Source organism: Pseudomonas wadenswilerensis (assembly GCF_900497695.1).
GTDB classification, from domain to species: Bacteria; Pseudomonadota; Gammaproteobacteria; order Pseudomonadales; family Pseudomonadaceae; genus Aquipseudomonas; species Aquipseudomonas wadenswilerensis.
Genome location: NZ_UIDD01000012.1, coordinates 220,398 through 245,469 on the forward strand (window position 1 = coordinate 220,398; position 25,072 = coordinate 245,469).

Annotated in this window: 18 protein-coding genes; 9 read left to right on the plus strand and 9 right to left on the minus strand. The window is 62.9% G+C overall.

The genetic code is table 11. From position 1 onward, the window contains the following. Positions 1-53: 53 nt before the first annotated feature. The gene (locus tag CCOS864_RS25785) at positions 54-890 is read right to left on the minus strand and encodes a 23S rRNA (adenine(2030)-N(6))-methyltransferase RlmJ (protein ID WP_115089178.1); all 837 of its coding nucleotides are present in this window, start codon (positions 888-890) and stop codon (positions 54-56) included. 126 nt (positions 891-1,016) lie between these two features. Then, positions 1,017-2,501, minus strand: a complete 1,485-nt coding sequence (gene putP, locus CCOS864_RS25790) for a sodium/proline symporter PutP (protein WP_115089180.1) — start codon at positions 2,499-2,501, stop codon at positions 1,017-1,019. A 353-nt stretch (positions 2,502-2,854) separates the two neighbouring features. Here putP and putA point away from each other — a divergent pair, with 353 nt between their 5' ends. Continuing rightward, a complete protein-coding gene (gene putA, locus CCOS864_RS25795; protein ID WP_115089182.1) occupies positions 2,855-6,808 on the plus strand; it encodes a trifunctional transcriptional regulator/proline dehydrogenase/L-glutamate gamma-semialdehyde dehydrogenase in 3,954 nt (1,317 codons plus the stop codon). Positions 6,809-6,881: 73 nt separating this feature from the next. On the opposite strand, the gene CCOS864_RS25800 is transcribed toward putA, so the two are convergent. Both CCOS864_RS25800 and CCOS864_RS25805 read right to left on the minus strand, forming a co-directional pair. Next, positions 6,882-7,280 carry a hypothetical protein gene (locus tag CCOS864_RS25800; RefSeq protein WP_148708575.1) on the minus strand — a complete coding sequence of 133 codons (399 nt, stop codon included), beginning with the start codon at positions 7,278-7,280 and terminating at the stop codon, positions 6,882-6,884. A gap of 61 nt (positions 7,281-7,341) precedes the next feature. Beyond that, positions 7,342-7,941, minus strand: a complete 600-nt coding sequence (locus tag CCOS864_RS25805; RefSeq protein ID WP_148708576.1) for a hypothetical protein — start codon at positions 7,939-7,941, stop codon at positions 7,342-7,344. Between the two features lie 189 nt (positions 7,942-8,130). Here CCOS864_RS25805 and CCOS864_RS25810 point away from each other — a divergent pair, with 189 nt between their 5' ends. From CCOS864_RS25810 to yccS, 7 genes are all read left to right on the plus strand, one after another. Continuing rightward, positions 8,131-9,933 carry an acyl-CoA dehydrogenase gene (locus CCOS864_RS25810; RefSeq protein WP_115089188.1) on the plus strand — a complete coding sequence of 601 codons (1,803 nt, stop codon included), beginning with the start codon at positions 8,131-8,133 and terminating at the stop codon, positions 9,931-9,933. Between the two features lie 32 nt (positions 9,934-9,965). Further along, positions 9,966-11,408, plus strand: a complete 1,443-nt coding sequence (locus CCOS864_RS25815; protein WP_115089190.1) for a TldD/PmbA family protein — start codon at positions 9,966-9,968, stop codon at positions 11,406-11,408. Continuing rightward, positions 11,408-12,739 (plus strand): TldD/PmbA family protein, encoded by a 1,332-nt coding sequence (locus CCOS864_RS25820; protein ID WP_115089193.1) that lies wholly within the window; start codon positions 11,408-11,410, stop codon positions 12,737-12,739. Before CCOS864_RS25815 ends, CCOS864_RS25820 begins: the two co-directional genes overlap by 1 nt. A 105-nt stretch (positions 12,740-12,844) precedes the next feature. Further along, positions 12,845-14,272: a multidrug transporter subunit MdtD gene (mdtD, locus tag CCOS864_RS25825; protein ID WP_115089195.1), complete on the plus strand. Its 1,428-nt coding sequence runs from the start codon at positions 12,845-12,847 to the stop codon at positions 14,270-14,272. Between the two features lie 105 nt (positions 14,273-14,377). After that, positions 14,378-15,715, plus strand: a complete 1,338-nt coding sequence (gene dbpA, locus CCOS864_RS25830) for an ATP-dependent RNA helicase DbpA (protein WP_233673590.1) — start codon at positions 14,378-14,380, stop codon at positions 15,713-15,715. Positions 15,716-15,812: 97 nt separating this feature from the next. Beyond that, on the plus strand, positions 15,813-16,994 hold the full coding sequence (locus CCOS864_RS25835) for a BaiN/RdsA family NAD(P)/FAD-dependent oxidoreductase (RefSeq protein ID WP_115089200.1): 1,182 nt from the start codon (positions 15,813-15,815) through the stop codon (positions 16,992-16,994). Positions 16,995-17,112: 118 nt separating this feature from the next. Further along, positions 17,113-19,296, plus strand: coding sequence for a YccS family putative transporter (gene yccS / locus CCOS864_RS25840; protein WP_115089201.1), 2,184 nt, complete (start codon positions 17,113-17,115; stop codon positions 19,294-19,296). On the opposite strand, the gene CCOS864_RS25845 is transcribed toward yccS, so the two are convergent. Next, entirely contained in the window at positions 19,297-20,037 is a 741-nt protein-coding gene (locus CCOS864_RS25845; protein WP_115089203.1) for a substrate-binding periplasmic protein, read from the minus strand. 232 nt (positions 20,038-20,269) lie between these two features. Here CCOS864_RS25845 and CCOS864_RS25850 point away from each other — a divergent pair, with 232 nt between their 5' ends. Further along, positions 20,270-20,722 carry a GNAT family N-acetyltransferase gene (locus CCOS864_RS25850; protein WP_115089205.1) on the plus strand — a complete coding sequence of 151 codons (453 nt, stop codon included), beginning with the start codon at positions 20,270-20,272 and terminating at the stop codon, positions 20,720-20,722. Between the two features lie 95 nt (positions 20,723-20,817). Here the strand turns inward: CCOS864_RS25850 and CCOS864_RS25855 are convergent, their stop codons facing one another. The 4 genes from CCOS864_RS25855 to fba form a co-directional block, all read right to left on the minus strand. Continuing rightward, positions 20,818-21,114, minus strand: a complete 297-nt coding sequence (locus tag CCOS864_RS25855; protein WP_115089207.1) for a winged helix-turn-helix domain-containing protein — start codon at positions 21,112-21,114, stop codon at positions 20,818-20,820. A 17-nt stretch (positions 21,115-21,131) separates the two neighbouring features. Further along, complete coding sequence (locus CCOS864_RS25860) at positions 21,132-21,632, minus strand: M48 metallopeptidase family protein (RefSeq protein WP_115089209.1); 501 nt, start codon at positions 21,630-21,632, stop codon at positions 21,132-21,134. A gap of 39 nt (positions 21,633-21,671) precedes the next feature. Beyond that, positions 21,672-23,792: a putative bifunctional diguanylate cyclase/phosphodiesterase gene (locus tag CCOS864_RS25865; RefSeq protein ID WP_115089211.1), complete on the minus strand. Its 2,121-nt coding sequence runs from the start codon at positions 23,790-23,792 to the stop codon at positions 21,672-21,674. Between the two features lie 213 nt (positions 23,793-24,005). Continuing rightward, complete coding sequence (gene fba / locus CCOS864_RS25870) at positions 24,006-25,070, minus strand: class II fructose-bisphosphate aldolase (protein ID WP_115089213.1); 1,065 nt, start codon at positions 25,068-25,070, stop codon at positions 24,006-24,008. Positions 25,071-25,072: the final 2 nt, after the last annotated feature.

Below are 25,072 nucleotides of genomic sequence, written 5' to 3' on the forward strand. Positions count from 1 at the left end.
ATTGCATACATTCAGACATACCGCATCGCGGGGCAAGCCCGCTCCTACAGCGGTTATTCGGCGATCAACCAATCCATCCGCCAGCTACCCTGGGTCTGCGCCAGCACCTGAGCCAGCCACGGCAGCAGTGCACGCAGCTCCTCTTCCAGGCCCCATGGCGGGTTGGCAATTGCCAGGCCAGAACCGTTAAGGCCCTGCGGGCTGTCCTGCGGATGCACATAGAGCTCGATCCGCAGCAGCTTCGGCGCACCGGTGCTGGTCAGGTCCTGGTAGAAACGCACCAGCTGGCGCTGATCCTTGATCGGGTACCAGATGGCTGCGACGGTCTGGCGCATGCGACTGATGGTCTCTTTCATCGCCTGGGTGCAGCGCTTGAGCTCGTCGGCCTGCTCGAACGGCGGGTCGATCAGCATCACTGCACGCTTTTCCTGCACTGGCAGCAAGGCCCGCGGTACATGCCAGCCCTCGCCCAGGTGCACGGCGACGCGCGGGTCCTTCTTCATGTTGTCCTTGAGCAGGCGGCCGTCTTCGGGGTGCTTCTCGTTGAGCAGCACACGGTCCTGCTGGCGGGCCAGGCGCCGGGCCAGCTCCGGGGAACCCGGGTAGTAGCGCAGCTCGCCGTCAGGGTTCATCTTGCGCAGGATGCGCAGGTAATCTGCGGTTACCTCCGGCAGGTCGTCGCGCCCCCAGAGACGGCCGATACCTTCCAGCCACTCGCCGGTACGCGTCGCCTGGTCGCCCTGCAGGTCATAAAGCCCGAGGCCTGCGTGGGTGTCGAGGTAGGCAAACGGCTGTTCCTTGCGCGACATCAAAGCGATGAGGCGGGTCAGCACAAGGTGTTTGAAGACGTCGGCGTGGTTACCGGCGTGGAAGGCGTGACGATAGTTCATGGCAACTCCTGCAAGACCGCGCAGTTTACCTTGTCATGCGGGCGGCGTCAGGCACGGGCCGCCAAAACGACAACGACCCGGGCTCTTGCGAGGCCGGGCCGTTGTCAGGCGAAGCTCAGCAGCCGATCAGCGACCGGCCTTGAACGCCTCGTCGGCAGCTTCGAAGCGCGACACCATGCCTTTCGACGGGTTGCCGGCCCGGCTGACGAAGTAGATCGCCAGGGCGCCGAGAATGAAGCCCGGGATGATCTCGTACAGACCCCAGATGGAGAAGTGCTTCCACACCACAACGGTGATCGCACCCACCAGGATACCGGCCAGTGCGCCGTCACGGGTCATGCCTTTCCACAGGACCGAGATCAGCACCACCGGACCGAAGGCGGCACCGAAGCCTGCCCAGGCGTAGCTGACCAGGCCCAGTACGCGGTTCTCAGGGTTGGAAGCGATGAGGATGGCAACCACGGCCACCAGCAGCACCATGGCGCGACCGACCCAGACCAGCTCCAGCTGCGAGGCACCCTTGCGCAGGAAGGTCTTGTAGAAGTCTTCGGTCAGGGCGCTGGAGCACACCAGCAGCTGGCAGCTCAGGGTACTCATGACCGCCGCCAGGATGGCCGACAGCAGAACACCGGCAATCCAAGGGTTGAAGAGGATCTTGGCCAGCTCGATGAACACACGCTCGTGGTTCTCGGTAACCGGACCGGCCACTTCAGGATGCGCTGAGAAGTAGGCGATACCGAAGAAACCAACGGCGCAGGTACCCACCAGGCAGAGGATCATCCAGGTCATGGAAATGCGACGGGCTTTAGCGATCGACTTGACCGAGTCAGCGGCCATGAAGCGCGCCAGGATATGCGGCTGGCCGAAGTAGCCCAGACCCCAGCCCATCAGCGAGATAATGCCGATGAAGGTAGTGCCCTTGAGCATGTCGAAGTTGCCCGCATCCTTCAGCTCGATGGCGGCAAAAGTCGTGTCAAAGCCACCGGTTGCGATCAGCACGATCACCGGAGTCAGGATCAGGGCGAAGATCATCAGTGTGGCCTGGACGGTATCGGTCCAGCTCACCGCCAGGAAGCCACCAACAAAGGTGTAGGCAATGGTCGCCGCTGCGCCAGCCCACAGCGCTGTCTCGTAGGACATGCCGAAGGTACTTTCGAACAGACGGGCGCCGGCAACGATGCCGGAGGCGCAATAGATGGTGAAGAACACCAGGATTACCACCGCGGAGATGATCCGCAGCAACCCGCTGTTGTCTTCGAAACGGCTGGAGAAGTAATCCGGCAGGGTCAGTGCATCACCGTTGTGCTCGGTCTGCACGCGCAGGCGGCCGGCGACGAACAGCCAGTTCAGGTAGGCACCGACGATCAGGCCGATGGCGATCCAGCTTTCCGACAGACCCGACATGTAGATAGCGCCCGGCAGGCCCATCAACAGCCAGCCACTCATGTCCGACGCACCGGCCGAAAGCGCGGTGACCACGCTGCCGAGGCTGCGACCGCCAAGAATGTAATCAGAAAGGTTGTTGGTAGAGCGATAGGCCATGAAGCCGATCAGCACCATTGCCGCGATGTAGATCACGAACGTGATCAAGGTTGGATTGCTTACACTCATTGTTGCGCCCTGGCGTTTGTTTTTATGTAGCGACAGCCTCAGAGGAGGTTGCACCCAGGCCGCGAATCCTATGCAACAACGCAAAGAGGGTGCAACCTGTTTTTACTTTCAAGTTGCACCTCGTCGGATTTTTAGCGTAACAGCCGTTTTTTGCTCCCTTTCGGAGCAAGAACCACCGTTATCAGAAGAAAACGCACCACAAACAGCCATTTTTGCTGTGTGGTTTTACCCTCCGGACGAGTAGCACTTATTTCCTACATATTTTGGGTTGCACTAGGTTGCACCCAAATTCGCGCACGGATAATCTTGGCGCCAGCTTAAGCCACAACCTGTGGCAATAATGAGGATAAGAAATGGCGACGACCACCCTTGGGGTCAAACTCGACGACCCTACCCGTGAGCGACTCAAAGCAGCTGCGACGTCCATCGACCGCACGCCGCACTGGTTGATCAAGCAAGCGATCTTCAATTACCTGGAGAAGCTCGAGGGTGGCGCCACCCTGACCGAACTCAACGGTCAGCCAGGCATTCATGCCGACGATGCCGGCGAAGTCCAGGCCGACCACGCCCACCAGTGCTTCCTCGAGTTCGCCGAGAGCATCCTGCCGCAATCGGTACTGCGCTCGGCCATCACCGCCGCCTACCGCCGCCCCGAGCCGGAAGTGGTGCCGATGCTGCTGGAGCAGGCACGCCTGCCGGCCGCCATGGCCGAAGCCACCAACAAGCTGGCCGCCGGCATCGCCGAAAAACTGCGTAACCAGAAGAGCGCTGGCGGCCGTGCCGGCATTGTTCAGGGCCTGCTGCAGGAATTTTCCCTGTCGTCCCAAGAAGGCGTGGCGCTGATGTGCCTGGCCGAAGCGCTGCTGCGCATCCCCGATAAAGGCACTCGCGACGCCCTGATCCGCGACAAGATCAGTACCGGCAACTGGCAGCCGCACCTGGGCAACAGCCCGTCGCTGTTCGTCAACGCTGCCACCTGGGGCCTGCTGCTGACCGGCAAGCTGGTCTCGACCCACAATGAATCCGGCCTCACCTCTTCGCTCAGCCGCATCATCGGCAAGAGCGGCGAGCCGATGATCCGCAAGGGCGTCGACATGGCCATGCGCCTGATGGGCGAGCAGTTCGTGACCGGCGAAACCATCGCCGAGGCCCTGGCCAACGCCAGCAAGTTCGAAGCCAAAGGCTTCCGTTACTCCTACGACATGCTCGGTGAAGCCGCTCTGACCGAACATGACGCACAGAAGTACCTGGCGTCCTACGAGCAGGCCATCCACTCGATCGGCAAGGCCTCCCACGGCCGCGGCATCTATGAAGGCCCGGGCATCTCGATCAAGCTCTCGGCCCTGCACCCACGCTACAGCCGCGCCCAGTACGAGCGCGTCATGGAAGAGCTGTACCCGCGCCTGCTGTCGCTGACCCTGCTGGCCAAGCAATACGACATCGGCCTGAACATCGACGCCGAAGAAGCCGACCGCCTGGAGCTGTCGCTGGACCTGCTCGAGCGCCTGTGCTTCGAGCCGCAACTGACCGGCTGGAACGGTATCGGTTTCGTTATCCAGGCGTACCAGAAGCGCTGCCCGTATGTAATCGACTACGTCATCGACCTGGCCCGCCGCAGCCGCCATCGCCTGATGATCCGCCTGGTAAAAGGCGCCTACTGGGACAGCGAGATCAAGCGCGCCCAGGTCGAAGGCCTGGAAGGCTACCCGGTCTACACCCGCAAGGTGTACACCGACGTTTCCTACATTGCTTGCGCACGCAAACTGCTGTCGGTGCCAGAAGTCATCTACCCGCAGTTCGCCACCCACAACGCTCACACCCTGTCGGCCATCTACCACATTGCGGGTCAGAACTATTACCCGGGCCAGTACGAGTTCCAGTGCCTGCACGGCATGGGCGAGCCGCTGTACGAACAGGTTGTCGGCAAGGTCGCCGATGGCAAGCTGAACCGTCCGTGCCGCGTGTACGCACCAGTCGGCACCCATGAAACCCTGCTGGCCTACCTGGTTCGCCGCCTGCTGGAAAACGGCGCCAACACCTCGTTCGTCAACCGTATTGCCGACCAGTCGATCTCGATCCAGGAACTGGTCGCCGACCCGGTCGCCACCATCGAGCAGATGGCCACCCAGGAAGGCAACTTCGGCCTGCCGCACCCACGCATTCCGCTGCCGCGCGACCTGTATGGCGCCGAGCGGGCCAACTCCGCCGGTATCGACCTGGCCAACGAACACCGCCTGGCTTCGCTGTCCTGCGCCCTGCTGGCCACTGCCCACAATGACTGGAAAGCCGCGCCGATGCTCGGTTGCGCTTCGAGTAATGAGGCAGCGGCACCGGTATTGAACCCGTCCGATCTGCGCGATGTGGTCGGTCATGTTCAGGAAGCCACCGTTACCGACGTCGACAACGCCATCCAGTGCGCCCTCAATGCCGCGCCGATCTGGCAGGCCACCCCGCCAGCCGAACGCGCGGCGATCCTGGAACGTGCCGCCGACCTAATGGAAGCCGAGATCCAGCCGCTGATGGGCCTGCTTGCCCGTGAAGCCGGCAAGACCTTCGCCAACGCCATTGCCGAAGTGCGTGAAGCAGTCGACTTCCTGCGCTACTACGCCGTGCAGGCACGTAACGATTTCAGCAATGACGCCCACCGCCCACTGGGTCCGGTGGTATGCATCAGCCCATGGAACTTCCCGCTGGCGATCTTCAGCGGCCAGGTTGCCGCTGCGCTTGCCGCTGGCAACCCGGTGCTGGCCAAGCCGGCCGAACAAACGCCGCTGGTTGCAGCCCAGGCCGTGCGCCTGCTGCTCGAAGCCGGTATTCCGGAAGGCGTGGTGCAACTGCTGCCAGGCCGCGGTGAAACCGTCGGCGCCCGTCTGGTCGGTGATGACCGGGTCAAAGGCGTGATGTTCACCGGTTCCACCGAAGTTGCGCGCCTGCTGCAACGCAACATCGCCGGCCGCCTGGATGCCCAGGGCCGCCCGATCCCGCTGATCGCCGAAACCGGTGGCCAGAACGCGATGATCGTCGACTCTTCGGCGCTCACCGAACAAGTGGTCATCGACGTAGTGTCGTCGGCCTTCGACAGCGCCGGTCAGCGTTGCTCGGCGCTGCGCGTACTCTGCCTGCAGGAAGATTCCGCCGACCGCGTCATCGAAATGCTCAAGGGCGCCATGGCTGAAAGTCGTCTGGGTAACCCCGAGCGCCTGGCCGTGGACATTGGCCCGGTGATCGACGCCGAAGCCAAGGCGGGTATCGAGAAGCACATCCAGGGTATGCGCGACAAAGGCCGTACCGTGTACCAGATGGCAATCGCCGATGGTGAAGAGATCAAGCGCGGCACCTTCGTGATGCCAACCCTGATCGAACTGGAAAGCTTCGACGAGCTGCAACGCGAGATCTTCGGCCCGGTACTGCACGTGGTGCGCTACAACCGCAAGAACCTCGACCAGCTGATCGAGCAGATCAACGCGTCCGGTTACGGCCTGACCCTGGGTGTGCACACCCGGATCGACGAAACCATTGCCAAGGTCATCGACAACGTCAACGCCGGTAACGTCTACGTCAACCGCAACATCGTCGGTGCCGTGGTCGGCGTACAGCCGTTCGGTGGTGAAGGCCTGTCGGGTACCGGCCCGAAAGCCGGTGGCCCGCTGTACCTGTACCGCCTGCTGTCGACCCGTCCGGCCGGCGCCATCGAGCAGTCGTTCCAGCGCACCGACGGCGAAAACGCCCCGGACACCCGCCTGCGCGACAGCCTGAGCAAACCGCTGCAAGCCCTCAAAACCTGGGCGGCGAGCAATCAGCTGAACGACCTGAGCGGCTTGTGCGAACAGTTCGCCCAGCAATCGCAAAGCGGTATCAGCCGCCTGCTGGCGGGCCCGACTGGCGAGCGCAACAGCTACACCATCCTGCCGCGCGAGCACGTGCTGTGCCTGGCCGAGGTCGAAGCTGACCTGCTGACCCAGTTGGCCGCGGTCCTGGCCGTAGGTAGCTCGGCTGTCTGGCCGGAAGGCGAGTTGAGCAAGACCCTGCGCAATCGTCTGCCGAAGGAAGTGCAAGCGCGCATCCAGCTGGTGGCCGACTGGAACAAGGACGAAGTGGTGTTCGACGCCGTCCTTCATCACGGCGACTCCGACCAACTGCGCGCCGTGTGCGAGCAGGTGGCCAAGCGCGCCGGTGCCATCGTCGGTGTTCACGGCCTGTCGTCGGGTGAAACCGCGATTGCCCTGGAGCGCCTGGTGATCGAGCGCGCGCTGAGCGTCAACACCGCAGCTGCCGGTGGCAACGCGAGCCTGATGACTATCGGCTGATAGCCTGCGGCGCCTCTATCGCGGGTCAAGCCCGCTCCTACAACGTAGGAGCAGGCTTGGCCCGCGATGCTTTCTAGCCCAGAAATTTCGCACGCTGATGATGTAACAGCCACCACAGGCTACCCGCCTTCACGACCTCGGAAGCAATGACCAAAACAAGCATGAGCCAGAGGCTGTAGGCTGGCGACAGCTTTGCCCATACCAATAGAATCGAAATGGACGGCACCATGAACATCAGCCGAAATGGAATCTGTAGCAAACCGAGATAAACCCCCGACTTCCGCCCCGCCAACAACAGCAAACAGCTGACAATGATCGACAGATGCAAGGTGAAGCTCATACCCGCGAGCCACTTGGCGAAAATGCCATGATCCTGAAGCAACCCGATCATGTTTTGGGCGTCGGTGTAATAGAGGATCTGACCTCTACGAAGACTGCCCTGGACATACAAGACAATAAAAAATGCATCCATCCCACCCCACCAATACCGGGTTATAAGTGGGAGCTGATTCATAGGCTGACGACTGAAGGCCTCAGGCATCAGCAAACGTCACGATGAAAAACCCCGCCAGCAAAACCACGAGAAAAGACACCAGTACTACCCAAACCAGGATTCCAACCGACATCCATGCCCAGTTCAGGAGTGACAACCGGGAATTTGACTGGCCTTTCGGGTCGCCCACGCAGGTATTTATCGCCCCCTGAATTCTGGCCACCACCCAAAGTATCAAGACATCCATAGCCAATACCGCACTCAACAACGGCAGCGGCGCCAGCTCCATCATCTGATTTGCCCACAACGAGAGCGCTGTCAGCAGGATCAAGGCGCATACCAACCAGAACGGCGACCACCTGTAGCTTCGACCAGACAGGTGCAATTGCCGATCGACCCTGCTCAGCAGGCTGTAAAGAAACAGAATGCCGAAGATGCTTCTTACCAGCGGCAACACTCGCTCCCCGGTTTCCCGCCGGTAGAGCGCCCAGCTTTGGTAATGGCAAAAAGCCCAATAAAGACCAAAGGTGAACAGGTTCATCACAATCATCTTTCTGATCGATACGACGAAGAACATTGGCCCGCTGCCTGGGGTATCAGGGAGGTCAGGGCTCATCGAAGCGGTGCTGTTAGTGGTCATGGCTACGGCCTTCGGTAATGGGCCGACCATCTAAGCCTGCTCGTGCATCACAGATCTGCCCTCTGGCTCCGAAGCAAGGGTACGAACATTCCCAAACGCCTTGTGCCCTGCCATCACCCGCATCTATTTCGCTGTGCAGTAGCAACGTCACTACCTAGACTCGGCCCATCCCCAGACAGGAATGCCGCCATGTCCGAGACTCTGCTCAGCGCCCGCAACCTGGCCTTCGAACTCTACGAAGTGCTCGACGCCGAGGCCCTGACCCAACGCCCGCGCTTTACCGAGCACAACCGCGAAACCTTCGACGCCGCCCTGGCCACCGCGCGGACCATCGCCGAAAAGTACTTCGCCCCGCACAACCGCAAAGGCGATGAGCACGAGCCGCGTTTTGAAAATGGCGAAGCCGTGTTGATTCCCGAGGTTAAGCCTGCGGTGGATGCCTTCCTTGAGGCCGGCTTTCTCAATGCCTGCCGTGACTTCGAAGCCGGTGGCATGCAGTTGCCGACCCTGCTGTCGCAAGCCTGCTTCGCCCACTTCCAGGCCGCCAACGCCGGGACCACGGCCTACCCGTTCCTGACCATGGGCGCCGCCAACCTGATTGAAAGCTTTGGCAGCGACGAGCAGAAACGCCTGTTCCTGCAGCCGATGATCGAAGGCCGTTTCTTCGGCACCATGGCCCTCACCGAGCCGCACGCCGGTTCGTCCCTGGCCGATATCCGCACCCGCGCCGAACCGGCTGGCGATGGCAGCTATCGGCTGCGCGGCAACAAGATTTTCATTTCCGCCGGCGACCATCCACTGTCGGAAAACATCGTGCATATGGTCCTGGCCAAGCTGCCGGATGCGCCGCCCGGGGTGAAGGGCATTTCGCTGTTTATCGTGCCCAAGTTCCTGGTCAATGCCGACGGTAGCCCGGGCCCGCGCAACGATGTACTGCTGGCCGGTCTGTTCCACAAGATGGGTTGGCGCGGCACCACCTCGACAGCGCTGAACTTCGGCGACAACGGTCAGTGCGTCGGTTATCTGCTGGGCAAGCCGCACCAGGGGCTGGCCTGCATGTTCCAGATGATGAACGAGGCGCGCATCGGCGTCGGCATGGGCGCTGTGATGCTCGGTTATGCCGGCTACCTGTATTCGTTGGAGTACGCCCGTCAGCGGCCGCAGGGACGCCTGCCAGACAACAAGGATCCGGCCACCGCCGCCGTGCCGATCATCAGCCACAGCGATGTGAAACGCATGCTGCTGACCCAGAAGGCCTACGTCGAAGGCGCCTTCGACCTGGGCCTGTACGCGGCGCGGCTGTTTGATGACACTCAGAGCGGCGGGAGCGAAGCGGTTCGCCAACAGGCCCAGGAACTGCTCGACCTGCTGACGCCGATCGTCAAATCCTGGCCTTCGGAGTTTTGCCTGAAGGCCAACGAGCTGGCCATCCAGATTCTTGGCGGCCATGGTTACACCCGCGAGTACCCGGTCGAACAGTACTACCGCGACAACCGCCTGAATCCCATTCACGAAGGCACCCACGGTATCCAGTCGCTGGACCTGCTCGGGCGCAAACTGGCGCAGAACGGTGGTGCCGGGCTCAAGCAACTGGTCCGCCTGATCGCCACGACTTGCGAGCAAGCCCACCAACACAGCAGCCTGGATCGCCTGCGGGTACCGCTGGAGCAGTTGCTCAACCGCCTGCAGGAAGTAACCCTGGGCCTGCTCGCTGATCTGGCCCAGGGTCAGGTCAACACTGCCCTGGCCAACTCGGCGCTGTACCTCAAGGCCTTCGGCCACTGCGTGATCGGCTGGCGCTGGCTGGAGCAGGCGGTCCGTGCCGAACAGGGTCTGGCCCGCGGCAACCCGGCCGATCGCGACTTCTACCTGGGCAAATTGCAGGCGGCGCGTTATTTCCTGACCTGGGAAGTGCCGGGCTGCCATAATGAGCTGGCATTGCTCGCGGCCCGTGACGATACCTGCCTGAGCATGCACGACGAGTGGTTCTGAGGGGGAACCACCGCGCACACGGAGGTTCCCGCATGTTCGAGTTGACCGCATTGCTGCGCCAGCGCTTCGCCGCCCTGCGCAGCAGTGGCGAATTTTTCTCCCTGCGTTATGTGCAGCAGAGCCAGCAGCACCTGTCGGTGCGCAAGAATATCGCCGAGCCGCCGTTCCTCGGCCGCGACGAAGGCGCAATGCTCACCGTGCGCCTCAATGGCGTGGAAACCTACGCGGCCACCGCCGACCTGTCGCAATCCGGCTTGCAACGCGCTCTGGAGCAGGCTGAGGCACTGGCCCGGCAGATCGCCGGGCGCGCCCTGCTCGACCTGCGCGAACAACCGGTGGCCACCGGCCGCTTCGACTACTGCTCACCCAACCTCGAGCAAGCTTTCCCGTCTCTGGGCGACTGCTACGCCCTGCTCGCCCAAGAGTCGGCCAGCGTGCCGAATGACAGCCGCCTGGTGAACTGGCAGGCCAGCCTTGGCGTCAGCAACATCGAGCAGATCTACCTGAACACCGCCGGCGCCGAACTGCGCCAGGCCCAGCGTTTTATCTACCCAGGCTTCAGCACCACAGCCTTCGACGGTCAGGACAGCCAGACCCGCACCCTGGGCCGGGACAACTTCGGCCAGCAGGGCGGCCTGGACGTGATTGAGCGTTGCGGCCTGGTCGGTGCCGGGGCCAAGGTCGCTGACCAGTCCCTGCAACTGCTGCTGGCGCCGAACACCCCGAGCGGTGTGCGCGACCTGCTGCTGATGCCCGACCAGATGATGCTGCAGATCCATGAATCCATCGGCCACCCGCTGGAAATGGACCGCATCCTCGGCGACGAGCGCAATTACGCCGGCACCAGTTTCGTCAAGGCCAGCGACTTCGGCAGCCTGCAATACGGCTCTAAACTGCTCAACGTAACCTTCGATCCGTCGATCCGCGAGGAGCTCGCCAGCTACAGCCATGACGATGACGGCAGCGCTGCGCACAAGCAGTACCTGATCAAGGACGGCCTGCTGATTCGCCCGTTGGGTGGCGCCCTGTCGCAGTTCCGCTCAGGCCTTGAAGGGGTGGCCAACAGCCGCGCCTGCGGCTGGAACCGCGCGCCAATCGACCGCATGGCCAACCTCAACATCGAGCCGGGGGACAAGACCCTTGAGCAACTGATCGGCGGCATCGAGCAGGGCATCCTCATGCGTACCAACCGCTCATGGTCGATCGACGATGCGCGCAACAAGTTCCAGTTCGGTTGCGAGTGGGGTCAGTTGATCGAAAACGGCGAGCTCAAGGGTGTGGTCAAGAACCCCAATTACCGCGGGATCTCCGCACAGTTCTGGAGCAACCTCAGCGCCGTCGGTGACGCCAGCACCTTGCAGGTACTGGGTACACCGAACTGCGGCAAGGGCGAGCCGAACCAGGTGGTACGGGTGGGCCACGCCTCCCCCGCCTGCATATTCAGCCAGATCGACGTATTCGGAGGAGACGCCTGATGGCTGCCAACCCACTGCAAAGCTTCCAGCACTTGGTCGCCAGCCTGCGCGACGCAGTACGCGCCCCCGAGCATTTCACCCTCAGCTACAGCGGCGAACACTCGCAGTTCATCCGTTTCAACCACGCCAAGGTACGCCAGGCCGGTGAAGTGCAACAGGCCAGTTGCGTGCTCAAGCTGATCGCCGACGGGCGTCAGGCCGAGTTGCAGTTCACCCTCGGCAACGACGCCGAAGTCGACCAACTGCGCTTGCAACAGGCTCTGGAGCAACTGCGCCAGACCCTGCCGCTGCTCGAACCCGACCCTTACCTGCAACTCAACGACAGCGCCTGGCAAAGCCATAGCGTGCAGGATCAACCGCTGCCTGACAGCGCCGAGGTACTGGCGCAGATCGAGCAAGGCGCGGGTGATCTGGACCTGGTTGGTATCTACGCCGCGGGCCCGATCTGCCGGGGCTTCGCCAGCTCGTTCGGGGCCTTTGGCTGGCACCAGGCCAACAGCTTCAACTTCGACTGGAGCTTGTTCCACAGCAACGGCGAGGCGGTCAAAGCCAACTATGCCGGGCAAACCTGGGACCACGAGGCCTTCGCCGCGCGCCTGCAGCAGACTCGCGAGCAACTGGACTACCTCGGCCGCCCGCTGAAAAAGCTCGCCCCCGGCCAGTACCGCGCCTACCTGGCACCGGCGGCGCTGGACGAAATCATGGGCATGCTCTGCTGGGGGGGCTTCTCGGCCCAGGCCATCGCCACCAAGAACAGCCCGCTGCAACGCCTGTACAGCGGCGATGCCAGCCTGAGCCCGTTGACCAGCATTGCCGAGCAGGTCAGCGGTTCGCTGAGCCCGTCGTTCTCTGACGAAGGCTTGCTGCGCAGCGACTTGCGCCTGATCGATCAGGGCCAGGCCCTTGACCGGCTGATCTGCGCCCGCAGCGCCGCCGAGTTCGAACTGGCGGCCAACGGTGCCGATAGCTACGAGTCGCCGTGCGCCCTGAGCATGGCGCCGGGTTTGCTTGCGCACAGCGAAATCCTCGCCCGCCTGGGCACCGGCCTGTACATCAGCAACCTCTGGTACCTGAACTACTCGGACCTGCCCGCCGCGCGCATGACCGGCCTGACCCGCTTTGCCACCTTCTGGGTCGAGAACGGCGAGATCCAGGCGCCGGTGAGCACCATGCGCTTTGACGACAGCGTCTACAGCTTGCTGGGGTCGCAGCTGGAAGCGTTGACCGCAGAGCGCGAGTTGATTCTGTCGACCAGCACCTACGGGCAGCGCCAGACCAGTTCGAGCCATTTGCCGGGAGCTTTGGTCAAACGCCTGACGTTGACACTGTGATAACCCCGATCGCTGGCAAGCCAGCTCCCACACGGATCTGTGTGAACTTGTCCCTGTGGGAGCCGGCTTGCCGGCGATGAGGCCCTCGACCTTGTAGAGATGCCCATGCCCAACCGCGCCCCGCTGGACCCGACCACCGCCCGCTGGATCCCCTGGGTAGTGGCCATCGCCTTCTTCATGCAGTCGCTCGACGGCACCATCCTCAACACCGCCCTGCCGGCCATGGCCCGCGACCTGGCCGAGGACCCGCTGCGCATGCAGTCGGTGATCATCGCCTACATGCTCACCGTGGCCCTGCTGATCCCGGCTTCAGGCTGGATCGCCGACCGCTTCGGTACCAAACGCATCTTCTTTGGCGCGATCCTGCTGTTCAGCCTCGGTTCACTGCTCTGCGCCCTGGCCAGCAGCCTCGGCATGCTGGTGGCGGCGCGGGTGATCCAGGGCCTGGGCGGGGCATTGATGCTGCCGGTCGGGCGCTTGGTCGTACTGCGCGCTTACCCGCGTTCGGAGCTGGTGCGGATCATGAGCTTCATCACCATCCCCGGTCTGCTCGGCCCACTGCTGGGCCCGACCATGGGTGGCTGGCTGGTGGAGATTCTCAGCTGGCACTGGATCTTCCTGCTCAACCTGCCCGTTGGCGCCATCGGCTGTTATGCGGTGTGGAAGTTCATCCCCGACCTGCGCGGCTCGGAACGTACCCGCTTCGACGGCATCGGTTTCGTGCTGTTCGGCGCGGCGATGGTACTGATCACCATTGCCATGGAAGGCCTGGGCGAGCTGCATTTGCCGCACCTGCGGGTGATGCTGCTGCTGTTCGCCGGCATGGCCTGCCTGGCCGCCTACTGGCTACGTGCGGGTAGCATCGACAACCCGCTGTTTTCGCCAAAACTGTTCCACACCCGGACCTTTTCGGTGGGCATCCTCGGCAACCTGTTCGCCCGCCTGGGCAGCGGCGCGCTGCCGTTTCTGGTGCCGCTGTTGCTGCAGGTGGCGCTGGGCTATTCACCGTCCCAGGCCGGCATGAGCATGATCCCGCTGGCCGCTGCAGCGATGGTCGCCAAGTCGATTGCCCGGCCGCTGATCGAGCGCTTTGGCTACCGCAACATTCTCACCGGCAACACCCTGCTGCTAGGCCTGCTGCTGGCCAGCCTGGGCCTGGTCGACGAGCAGACGCCTTACGCCCTGTTGCTGTTGCAGTTGGGCCTGCTGGGCGCGGTCAACTCGATGCAGTTCACGGCGATGAACACCGTGACCCTGATCGATCTGGACGACAACAACGCCAGCAGTGGCAACAGCCTGCTGTCGGTGGTCGCGCAATTGTCGCTGAGCCTCGGCGTGGCCTGCGCCGGCGCCCTGCTTGGCGGCTTTACCGCAGCGGGCAGCGCCGAGGGCGTGGAGAGTACCCTCGGGGCGTTCCAGCTGACCTTCGTGACCATCGGCCTGATGGCCATGCTGGCGGCGGCGATCTTCATGCAGCTGTCCAGGGCTGACGGAAGGCGTGCCCCTCGTCCGGAACCGGAGATCGAGCCTTAGGGCTAAAGGCCACGAGGCTGGTACACTGCGCGACATTTTGTTTTGCAGGCCAGTCTCGTGACCACCATTGCCACCGCCTTCGCCACTTTGCCGCTGTCCGCCGCCATGCTGGCCAACCTGGACGCCCTCGGCTACGCCCAGATGACCCCGATCCAGGCCCAGAGCCTGCCGGTGATGCTCAAGGGCATGGACCTGATCGCCCAGGCCAAGACCGGCAGCGGCAAGACCGCCGCCTTCGGCATCGGCCTGCTCAACCCGCTCAACCCGCGCTACTTCGGTTGCCAGGCGCTGGTGCTGTGCCCGACCCGCGAGCTGGCCGACCAGGTGGCCAAAGAACTGCGCCGCCTGGCCCGCAGCGAAGACAACATCAAGATCCTCACCCTCTGCGGTGGTGTGTCCCTCGGCCCGCAGATCGCTTCGCTGGAGCACGGCGCGCACATTATCGTCGGGACCCCGGGCCGCGTGCAGCAGCACCTGAGCAAGGGCACCCTGGTGCTCGATGGCCTCAACACCCTGGTGCTCGATGAAGCCGACCGCATGCTCGACATGGGCTTCTACGACGCCATTGCCGACATCATCGGCCAGACCCCGAAGCGTCGCCAGACCCTGCTGTTCTCCGCCACCTACCCAGCCGGCATCAAGCAGCTGGCCTCGGCCTTCATGCGCGATCCGCAGACCGTCAAGGTCGAGTCGCAGCACGCCGACAGCCAGATCGAGCAGCGCTTCTACGAGATCAACCCGGACCAGCGCATGGAAGCGGTGAGCAAGCTGCTCGACCATTTCCGTCCGCAGTCGTGCGTGGCGTTCTGCTTCACCAAGCAGCAGTGCCAGGAGCTGGTCGAGCACCTGCAGGCCAAGGGCATTGCCGCCCAGGCCCTGCATGGCGACCTGGAACAGCGCGACCGTGACCAGGTCCTTACCCTGTTCGCCAACCGCAGCCTGTCGGTGCTGGTGGCCACCGATGTCGCCGCACGCGGCCTGGATATCGATGCCCTGGACATGGTCATCAACGTCGAGCTGGCCCGCGATGCCGAGATCCACGTGCACCGCGTCGGCCGTACCGGCCGGGCTGGCGAGAAGGGCCTGGCGGTGAGCCTGGTGGCCCCGGCTGAAGGTCATCGCGCCCAGGCCATCGAAGACATGCAGAAGGCCGCCCTGCGCTGGGAACAGCTGGACAGCCTCAAGGCCCAGAATGGTGCACCGCTGCTGCCGACCATGAGCACCCTGTGCATTGCTGCCGGGCGCAAGGACAAGCTGCGCCCTGGCGATATCCTCGGTGCCTTGACCGGTGACGCCGGGTTGCCGGGCACGCAGGTCGGCAAGATTGCCATTTTTGATTTCCAGGCATTTGTCGCCGTCGAGCGGGCGGTGGCCAAGCAGGCGCTGCAGCGGCTCAACAGCGGCAAGATCAAGGGGCGGTCGTTGCGGGTGCGGATCGTCTAATTACCTTTTCGCGGGGCAAGCCCGCTCCTACACACCATCGCTGTAGGAGCGGGCTTGCCCCGCGATAGCTTCACCATCGAATTTCGAGGATTTTGCAGTGCGTTCCACCGAAGTGATCATCATCGGCGCTGGCGCCGCCGGCCTGATGTGCGCCTTGAGCGCCGCCAAACGCGGCCGTCAGGTGCTGTTGCTCGACCACGCCAACAAACCGGGCAAGAAAATCCTCATGTCCGGCGGTGGCCGCTGCAACTTCACCAACATGTACACCGAGCCGGGCAATTTCCTCTCGCACAACCCGCACTTCTGCAAGTCGGCCCTGGCCCGCTACACCCAGTGGGACTTTATCGAGATGGTCGGCAAGCACAGCGTGCCCTACCACGAGAAGAAGCTCGGCCAGCTGTTCTGCGATAACAAGTCCAGCGACATCCTCGGCATGCTCCTCGACGAATGCGCCAGCGCCGGCGCCGAGCTGCGCATGGATACCCGCATCGAGCAGATCGAAAAACTCGACAGCGGCTACCTGCTGGAAACCAGCGCCGGACAGTTCCGCTGCCAGTCACTGGTGATCGCCACCGGCGGTCTGTCGATCCCGACCCTGGGCGCCACCGGTTTCGGCTACCAGGTCGCCCGCCAGTTCGGCCACACCCTGCTGCCGACCCGCGCGGGCCTGGTACCGTTTACCATCACCGAACCACAGCTCAAGGCGATCTGCACTGAACTGTCCGGTACCTCGGTGGACTGCGTGGCCAGCTGCAACGGCACCGCCTTCCGGGAAAACCTGCTGTTCACCCACCGCGGCCTGAGCGGCCCGGCGATCCTGCAGATTTCTTCGTTCTGGCAGGCCGGCGACACGCTAGAGATCAACCTGCTGCCAGAGCACGACGCCCTGAGCTGGCTGCAACAGCAACAGGCCGAGCGCCCCAACAGCGAGCTCAAGACCCTGCTCGGGGAGATCTTCACCAAGAAGATGGCCAACCTGCTGGCCGAGCACTGGTTCGTCTCCAAGCCGATGAAGCAGTACACCCCGGCGGAACTGGCCCAGGTCAGCGACAAGCTCGGGGCCTGGCAGGTGGTGCCGGCCGGCACCGAAGGCTACCGCACGGCCGAGGTGACCCTGGGCGGCGTCGATACCCGCGAGGTCTCGTCGAAAACCATGGAATCACTGAAAAGCCCGGGCCTGTACTTTATCGGCGAAGTGCTCGACGTCAGCGGCCACCTGGGCGGCTTCAACTTCCAGTGGGCCTGGGCCTCGGCGTACGCGGCCGCGCAGTTCGTCTAACCTTCGCGGTAGAATCAGCGCATCAAGGAACAAATTTTGCTGGTCAGATGGCAGCGGTAACACTGCTGCCATCTGATTGGCTCAATTTCGATCATCGCCCAAGGCCTGCCCACCCGACATGTCATCCTCCTCGTTCAGCCAATCGTTGCGCCGCCTCTGGGCCCTGGACAAGTTCAGCTACGCCATCCGCGTTCTTATCGCCCTGACCGGCAGCATGCTGCTGTGCTGGTACAAGGACGAAATGAGCCTGCTGATTCCGCTGTTCCTGGGGATTATCGCCAGCGCCCTGGCCGAGACCGACGACAGCTGGCAAGGGCGCCTGAATGCCCTGGCAGTCACCCTGGTGTGTTTCACCATCGCCGCGCTGTCGGTGGAACTACTGTTCCCCTACCCGATCATCTTCGGCTGCGCCCTGGCCCTGGCCAGCTTCGCCCTGACCATGCTCGGCGCCCTCGGTGAACGCTACGGCGCGATTGCCTCGGCGACCCTGATCCTGTCGGTCTATACCATGATCGGCGTCGACCAGCGCGGCGGCGAAGTCACCGATTTCTGGCATGAGCCGCTGCTGCTGGTGGCCGGCGCCGCCTGGTACGGCCTGCTCTCGGTGCTGTGGCAGGCGTTGTTCTCCAACCAGCCGGTGCAGCAGAGCCTGGCCCGGCTGTTCCGCGAACTGGGCCGTTACCTCAAGCTCAAGGCCACCCTGTTCGAGCCGATTCGCCAGTTGGACGTCGAAGCCCGCCGCCTGGAGCTGGCGCAGCAGAACGGCCGGGTGGTGGCCGCGCTCAACGCAGCCAAGGAGATCATCCTGCACCGGGTCGGCAATGGCCGGCCGGGGTCGAAGGTCAGCCGCTACCTGAAGCTGTACTTCCTCGCCCAGGACATCCACGAGCGCGCCAGTTCTTCGCACTACCCGTACAACGCCCTGACCGAAGCCTTCTTCCACAGCGATGTGCTGTTCCGCTGCCAGCGCCTGCTGCGCCAACAGGGCGTGGCTTGCCAGCAACTGTCCGAATCCATCCAGCTGCGCCAGCCGTTCACCTACGACACCAGTTTCGCCCAGGCCCTGGAAGACCTGCACGCTTCGCTCGAGCACCTGCGCATCCAGAGCAACCCGGCCTGGCGTGGTCTACTGCGTTCGCTGCGCGCACTGGCGGCGAACCTGGCGACTCTTGACCGCCTGCTCAGCGACGCCAGCAACCCCGACAACCTCGCCGATGCCAGCGACAGCAGCCTGCTCGACCGTTCGCCGCGTAACTTCAAGGACGTCTGGAGCCGCCTGCGCCAGCAACTGACACCGACCTCGCTGCTGTTCCGCCACGCCCTGCGCCTGCCCCTGGCACTGTCGATCGGCTATGGCATGGTGCATTTGATTCACCCGACCCAGGGTTACTGGATCATCCTCACCACCCTGTTCGTCTGCCAGCCCAACTACGGCGCCACGCGGCGCAAGCTGGTACAAAGGATCATCGGCACCGCCATCGGCCTGACCGTCGGCTGGGCGCTGTTCGACCTGTTCCCAAGCCCGGTTGTCCAGTCGCTGTTCGCCGTGGCCGCCGGGGTGGTGTTCTTCGTCAACCGCACCACCCGCTACACCCTGGCCACGGCGGCGATCACCCTGATGGTGCTGTTCTGCTTCAACCAGATCGGCGATGGCTACGGGCTGTTCCTGCCACGGCTGTTCGATACCCTGGTGGGCAGCCTGATCGCCATCCTGGCGGTGTTCCTGTTCCTCCCGGACTGGCAGGGCCGCCGCCTGAACAAGGTGCTGGCCAACACCCTGAGCTGCAACAGCACCTACCTGCGCCAGATCATGCAGCAGTACGCCCAGGGCAAGAGCGACGACCTGGCCTACCGCCTGGCCCGGCGCAACGCCCACAACGCCGATGCAGCGCTGTCGACCACCCTGGCCAACATGCTCATGGAGCCTGGGCATTTTCGTAAGGAGGCGGATGTCGGTTTTCGCTTTTTGGTGCTCTCGCACACCTTGCTCAGCTATCTCTCGGGCCTGGGCGCACACCGCGACAGCGCGCTGGATGCCGCGGTTCGCGAGCAGTTGATCGATGGCGCCGGGGCGAGCCTGGCCAACAGCCTGGATGAGATTGCCGAAGGCCTGGCCAGCAAACTGCCGGTGGCGATCCACAGCGATGCCGAAGAAGCCCTGGCCAACGACCTTGAGCAGATGCCCGAAGAGCTCGACGAAAACCAGCGTCTGGTGCAAACCCAGCTGGCGCTGATCTGCCGGCAGCTGGGGCCGCTGCGCACCCTCGCCGCGCACCTGATCAAGGACAGCACGCCGGCCTGATTACATGCCGTGCTGCTTGAGCAACCGGGCGTAGCTGCCATCGGCTTTCATCTGGGCGATGGCACGATCGAAGCCGGCGACGATCTGCTGGTGCTCGGGGTTCTTCAGGCTGACGAGAATATGCAGGCTGTTCTCGCTGACGGGCTTGTCAAAGAACTCCACAGCTTCACGCACCTCTTTCGGTTCGCGCTTGAGGTAGTAACCGGCAACAAACTCATCTTCCAGCGCCAGACGCACGCGGCCGGCGGCCAGCATGCCGACGGCGACGGAAAAACTGCGTACCGGAATTTTCTGCAAGTTAGCGTCGCTGTCGAACTCGGGTGAGTAGGCGTAATCGCGCACCACGGCGACGGGGAACGGGTACAGGTCGCTGAGGGCATTGAAGCGCACCGCATCGCCCTTGCGTTTGAGCAGGCGGATACGGTTGGTCAGGTAGCCAGCGGAGAACTGGCCGATTTCGGTTCGCGAGTCGTTGTACCAGGCATTGACCAGCACATCGTAGCGCCCGTCCCCCACCCCCAGCAGCGCCCGCGCCCAGGGCACCTGTTGGTACTGGCTGGTATAACCGGCACGGGTCAGGGCGGTGGTGACAATGGCCGTGGCAAGGCCACCGTTGGCCATGTTGGCATCGGTGAAAGGTGGCCAGCTGTCGGCAACCAGGCGCAGTGTGGCGGCCTGCGCCGTCGTGCTCGCCAGTAGCAGTATTCCCAGCAAAGCCAAGACTCGAAGCAATGGCCGCATGCTCAAATCCTTTAGCGAACCCCTGGTTCGCGCCGTTGATTTCAACTGCTTGAGAATGTTCAGTGCCAATCAGCCATTGCAGGTTACACAAAGAAGAAGTACTCGGGCAGAGGCAAATGATATCAAATGGCCTCTATTCCGGTCGACTTCGAGCCTGTATTGACCTGGCGCAATTAGACCCTCGCGCGGCTGTCTGCCATGATCAGGGGTATCAACCACTTGAGAGACGCCCATGGCTATCGACTGGATCTGCAAACACCACAGTGACATTGGCAAGGAACAACTCTATGCCATTCTGCGACTGCGCACCGAAGTCTTCGTGGTCGAACAGAAATGCGCCTACCAGGAAGTCGACGGCCAGGACCTGGAGGGCGATACCTGCCACCTGATGGCCTGGGAAGGTGACAACCTGCTGGCTTACTTGCGTTTGCTGGACCCGCAAGCCCAGGGTGGTGACGTGGTCATTGGCCGGGTACTGATCGCCCCCGAAGCACGCGGCCGCGGCCTGGGCCATGAACTGATGGAGCATGGGCTCAAGTACGCAGAGCATTACTGGCCTGAAGTGCCGGTGTACCTGTCAGCCCAGGCGCACTTGCAGGACTACTATGCGCGCCATGGTTTCAAGGTGGCGGGAGAGGAATACCTGGAAGACGATATCCCGCATATCGGTATGCGTCGCGGCTGAAATTCAGGGCTGCTGCGCAGCCCATCGCTGGCAAGCCAGCTCCCACAGGAGTCACACAGAACCTTGTGGGAGCTGGCTTGCCAGCGATGGGGCCCTCAGGGATAGCCAAGCACCTCACGAACACTGCGCAAATGCTGAATGATCCACTGCTTGTCGATCGCTCCCCAGTCGCGAATCCGGTAGTGCCCGGCATGATTGCGCGCCCCTGCCTGCTGCTCGAACTCACAGACGATATCCAGGTCAGCCAGGGCGGCAATGGTGTCCTGGGCGGTACGCCGGGGCATGCCGGTGGCTTCCATCAAGGCCGGGACAGTGCTGGCGGTCTGGCTGTCGATCAGCCAGGCGACATACAGCCGGCGGTAGAAACTGCTCTTGGTCTTGCTCACTTCCATTGGCAAATCCTCAGGGCCTACAGGCTGGCGGGCAGCTCGCGGTAGGTCAGGTAAACCCGCAGGTCGAATTCCAGTTGATGGTAGCCCGGCTGCATGTATTCGCAGAGCTGGTAGAACGCCTTGTTGTGATCGGACTCTTTCAGGTGCGCCAGCTCGTGTACCACGATCATCTTCAAAAACTGCGGCGCCGCCTCCTTGAACAACGAGGCGATACGGATTTCCTTCTTGGCCTTCAACTTGCCGCCCTGTACCCGCGACACGGCCGTATGCAGCCCGAGCGCGCGATGGGTGAGGTCAAGGCGGTTGTCGAACAGCACCTTGTCGAGGTTCGGCGCGTTGCGCAGGTGCTCCTGCTTGAGCGCCTGGGCATAGGTGTACAGCGCCTTGTCGCTCTGCACCGCGTGCCTGTCCGGATAGCGCTGCTGCAGGTAGTCGCCCAGGCGATTGCTGGCAATCAACTGGCGAACCTGGTCTTGCAGGGCGGGCGGGTAGGCTTGCAGGTACTTGAGTGCGGTCATGGCCAAAACGGTTGACGATAAAACGCCCAGTGTACCGAACTACACCCGCTGCCAGTCAAAAAAGCCCGGAAACGCCCCGGCGTCCCCTGGTGTCATGGGCCGCGCCACCAGAAACCCCTGCACATACTCACAACCGTTGGCCTGCAGCCATTGCGCCTGCTCGCGGGTTTCGACGCCTTCGGCGATGACGCTGATCGCGTACTGTCGGCACAGGTCAATCACACAGCGAACCAGGGCCGCGTCCGCTTGCGACCCGGGCAACCGGGCGACCAGATGGCGGTCGAGCTTGAGGGTGTCGATCGGCAGGTCGCGCAACATGCGCAGCGAGCAATCGCCAGCACCGAAATCGTCGAGGGCGATACGCACGCCCAGCTCACGCAGCTTGTGCAACTGCTTCAAGGCCACATCGTTGTTGACCATCAACGAAGTCTCGGCAACCTCGACCTCAAGCTGCGCCGGGTCAAGGCCCTGGCTGGCAATCACCCGTCCGAGCTCCTCGACCAGGTTGGGCATGGCAAACTGCACGCGGCTGAGGCTGATCCCCAGCACCAGGCCCGGCTCGAAGCATTCCTGCCAGTCACGCCGCTGCGCCACGCCTTGGGCGTAGATCCAGCTGGCCAGGCGCGAAATCAATCGCGCCTCTTCCAGCAAGGGCAGAAACAACCCTGGCGGTACATCGCCGACGCTGGGATGCTGCCAGCGCAATAGCGCCTCGAAGCCGCGCAGACGCCCGTCGGCAAAGGCGACCTGAGGCTGGTAGACCAGGCTGAAATCCTTGTGTTCAATGGCACCGCGCACCGAGTCTTCGAGCATCAGGCGTGAGCGTGCCCTGCCGTTGAGGTCCTGGTCGTAATAGCGGTACTGCTGGCGCCCAGCCTGCTTGGCCGCATACATCGCAGCGTCGGCCGCGCGCAACAGGCCGTCGAGGTTGGCGCCGCAATCGGGGTAGGTGGCAATACCGATGCTCACACCCAGGGTCACTTCCATGCCCTCGATCTGCTGGCAGATCGACATGCGCTCGATCACCCGCTCGGCAAAGCGCGCGGCCTGCTCAGGGTATTCCAGGGCATCGAACAGCGCGGTGAACTCGTCGCCGCCCATGCGCGCGAGGATCGCACTGGCGCCCAGGCAATCCTTGAGCTGTTCGGCCACCCAATGCAGCACCCGGTCGCCGGCCTCATGGCCGAGAAAATCATTGATGCGCTTGAAGCCATCCAGATCCAGGTACATCAGGGCCTGGGTCTTGTCGCTGCGCTCGTTGCGCACCAGGGCGCTTTCGGCAGCCTGATAGAAGCCACGGCGGTTGAGCAGCCCGGTCAGGGGGTCGGTGACCGCCTGGAACTCCAGTTGCTGGTGCAGGTTGCGCACCACCGACATGTCCAGCACCGTGACCACCATGGCGCGCTGGCCATCGGTCAACGGCGAGCACGACAGCGCCACCGGCACCGGCTGGCCACCCGCCGTGCGCAGCAGGGCGTCGTGCAAGCGGAAGATCTGCCGATCCAGGTAGGCCTGGTAGAAAGCCGAATCGCTCCACAACGTCATCCCCGGCGATTGCACGAAATCCAGCAGGTTGGCGCCTTGCAGCACCTCTACCGACGCTTCGAGCAACTGTGAGATGGCCGGATTGGCAAAAGTAATCTCGCCGTTTTCACCCACCACCAGGATGCCTTCGGCGGCATTGTTGAGCACCGATGCATTGAAAGCCCGCGCCGCTTCCAGGTCGCGGCTCAAGCGCTGCAACGAGCGTCGGTTGCGCTGCTGCTCGAGCAAGACCTGAACCTTGGGCTTGAGGATCTGTGGGTCGAAGGGTTTGAACAGGTAGTCCACCGCCCCACTGGCATACCCCTTGAGCACGGCGGCCTGGGACTGCTCGTTGGCCGTGAGGAAGATGATCGGCGTCAGCCGCGTGCGCTGGCTGCCGCGCATCAGGCGCGCAACCTCGAAACCATCCATGCCCGGCATCTGCACATCCAGCAGCACCAGGTCCACTTCATGTTCGAGCAGCGCGCTCAGGGCTTCCATCCCCGAGCTCGCGGTGAGTACTTGCCAATCCTGGCGGGCCAGCAAGGCCCGCATGCTGATCAGATTTTCCGGGTAATCATCAACGACCAGCAGTACTGAGCCGCTATCGTGTGACTGAGGTTGCGCGCAATCCATGCTGCTTCTCTTAGGACACCAATGCCGGACTTCGGCTGAAATCTGTGCGTAACTCTAGACCCGGCTGCCATAAATCTGAAGTCAGCACATTGCCATCATGCATGGAAAGGCCTGTTAGCCGACTAACGGTCTATCCATCCAGGCCATGCGCATTGCTTCCTTGGCGCGCAGGCACAAAAAAACCCGCATCGCTGCGGGTTTTTCTGTTCAGGCTTAGTTGACCTTGGCGGCCAGCTCGCCCTTGGCGTAACGCTGGAACATCGCTTCCAGGGAGATCGGCTTGATCTTCGAAGCGTTACCCGCGGTGCCGAAGGCTTCGTAACGGGCGATGCAGACGTCGCGCATGGCCTTGACGGTTTCGCCGAAGAACTTGCGTGGGTCGAACTCGCTCGGGTTAGTGGCCATCAGGCGACGCATGGCACCCGTGGAGGCCAGGCGCAGGTCGGTGTCGATGTTGACCTTGCGTACGCCGAACTTGATGCCTTCGACGATTTCTTCAACCGGCACGCCGTAGGTTTCCTTGATGTCGCCGCCGTACTGGTTGATGATCGCCAGCCACTCTTGCGGTACCGAGGACGAACCGTGCATCACCAGGTGGGTGTTGGGGATGCGCTTGTGGATTTCCTTGATGCGGTCGATCGCCAGCACGTCGCCGGTAGGCGGCTTGGTGAACTTGTAGGCACCGTGGCTGGTACCGATGGCGATTGCCAGGGCGTCGACCTGGGTCTTCTTGACGAAGTCGGCGGCTTCTTCCGGATCGGTCAACATCTGGCTGTGATCCAGCACGCCTTCGGCGCCGATACCGTCTTCTTCACCGGCCATGCCGGTTTCCAGCGAACCCAGGCAGCCCAGCTCGCCTTCAACCGAAACGCCGCAGGCGTGAGCCATGGCAACGGTTTGCTGAGTAACGCGAACGTTGTAATCGTAGTCGGTTGGGGTCTTGCCGTCTTCACCCAGCGAACCGTCCATCATTACCGAGCTGAAGCCCAGCTGGATCGAGCGCTGGCAGACGTCAGGGCTGGTGCCATGGTCCTGGTGCATGCACACCGGAATGTGCGGGAACTCTTCGATGGCCGCCAGGATCAGGTGGCGCAGGAACGGCGCGCCAGCGTATTTGCGGGCACCGGCCGAGGCCTGGACAATCACCGGGGAGTCGGTCTTGTCGGCAGCTTCCATGATGGCGCGCATCTGCTCGAGGTTGTTGACGTTGAAAGCTGGAACGCCGTAGCCGAATTCAGCGGCGTGGTCCAGCATCTGGCGCATGCTAATGAGTGCCATTG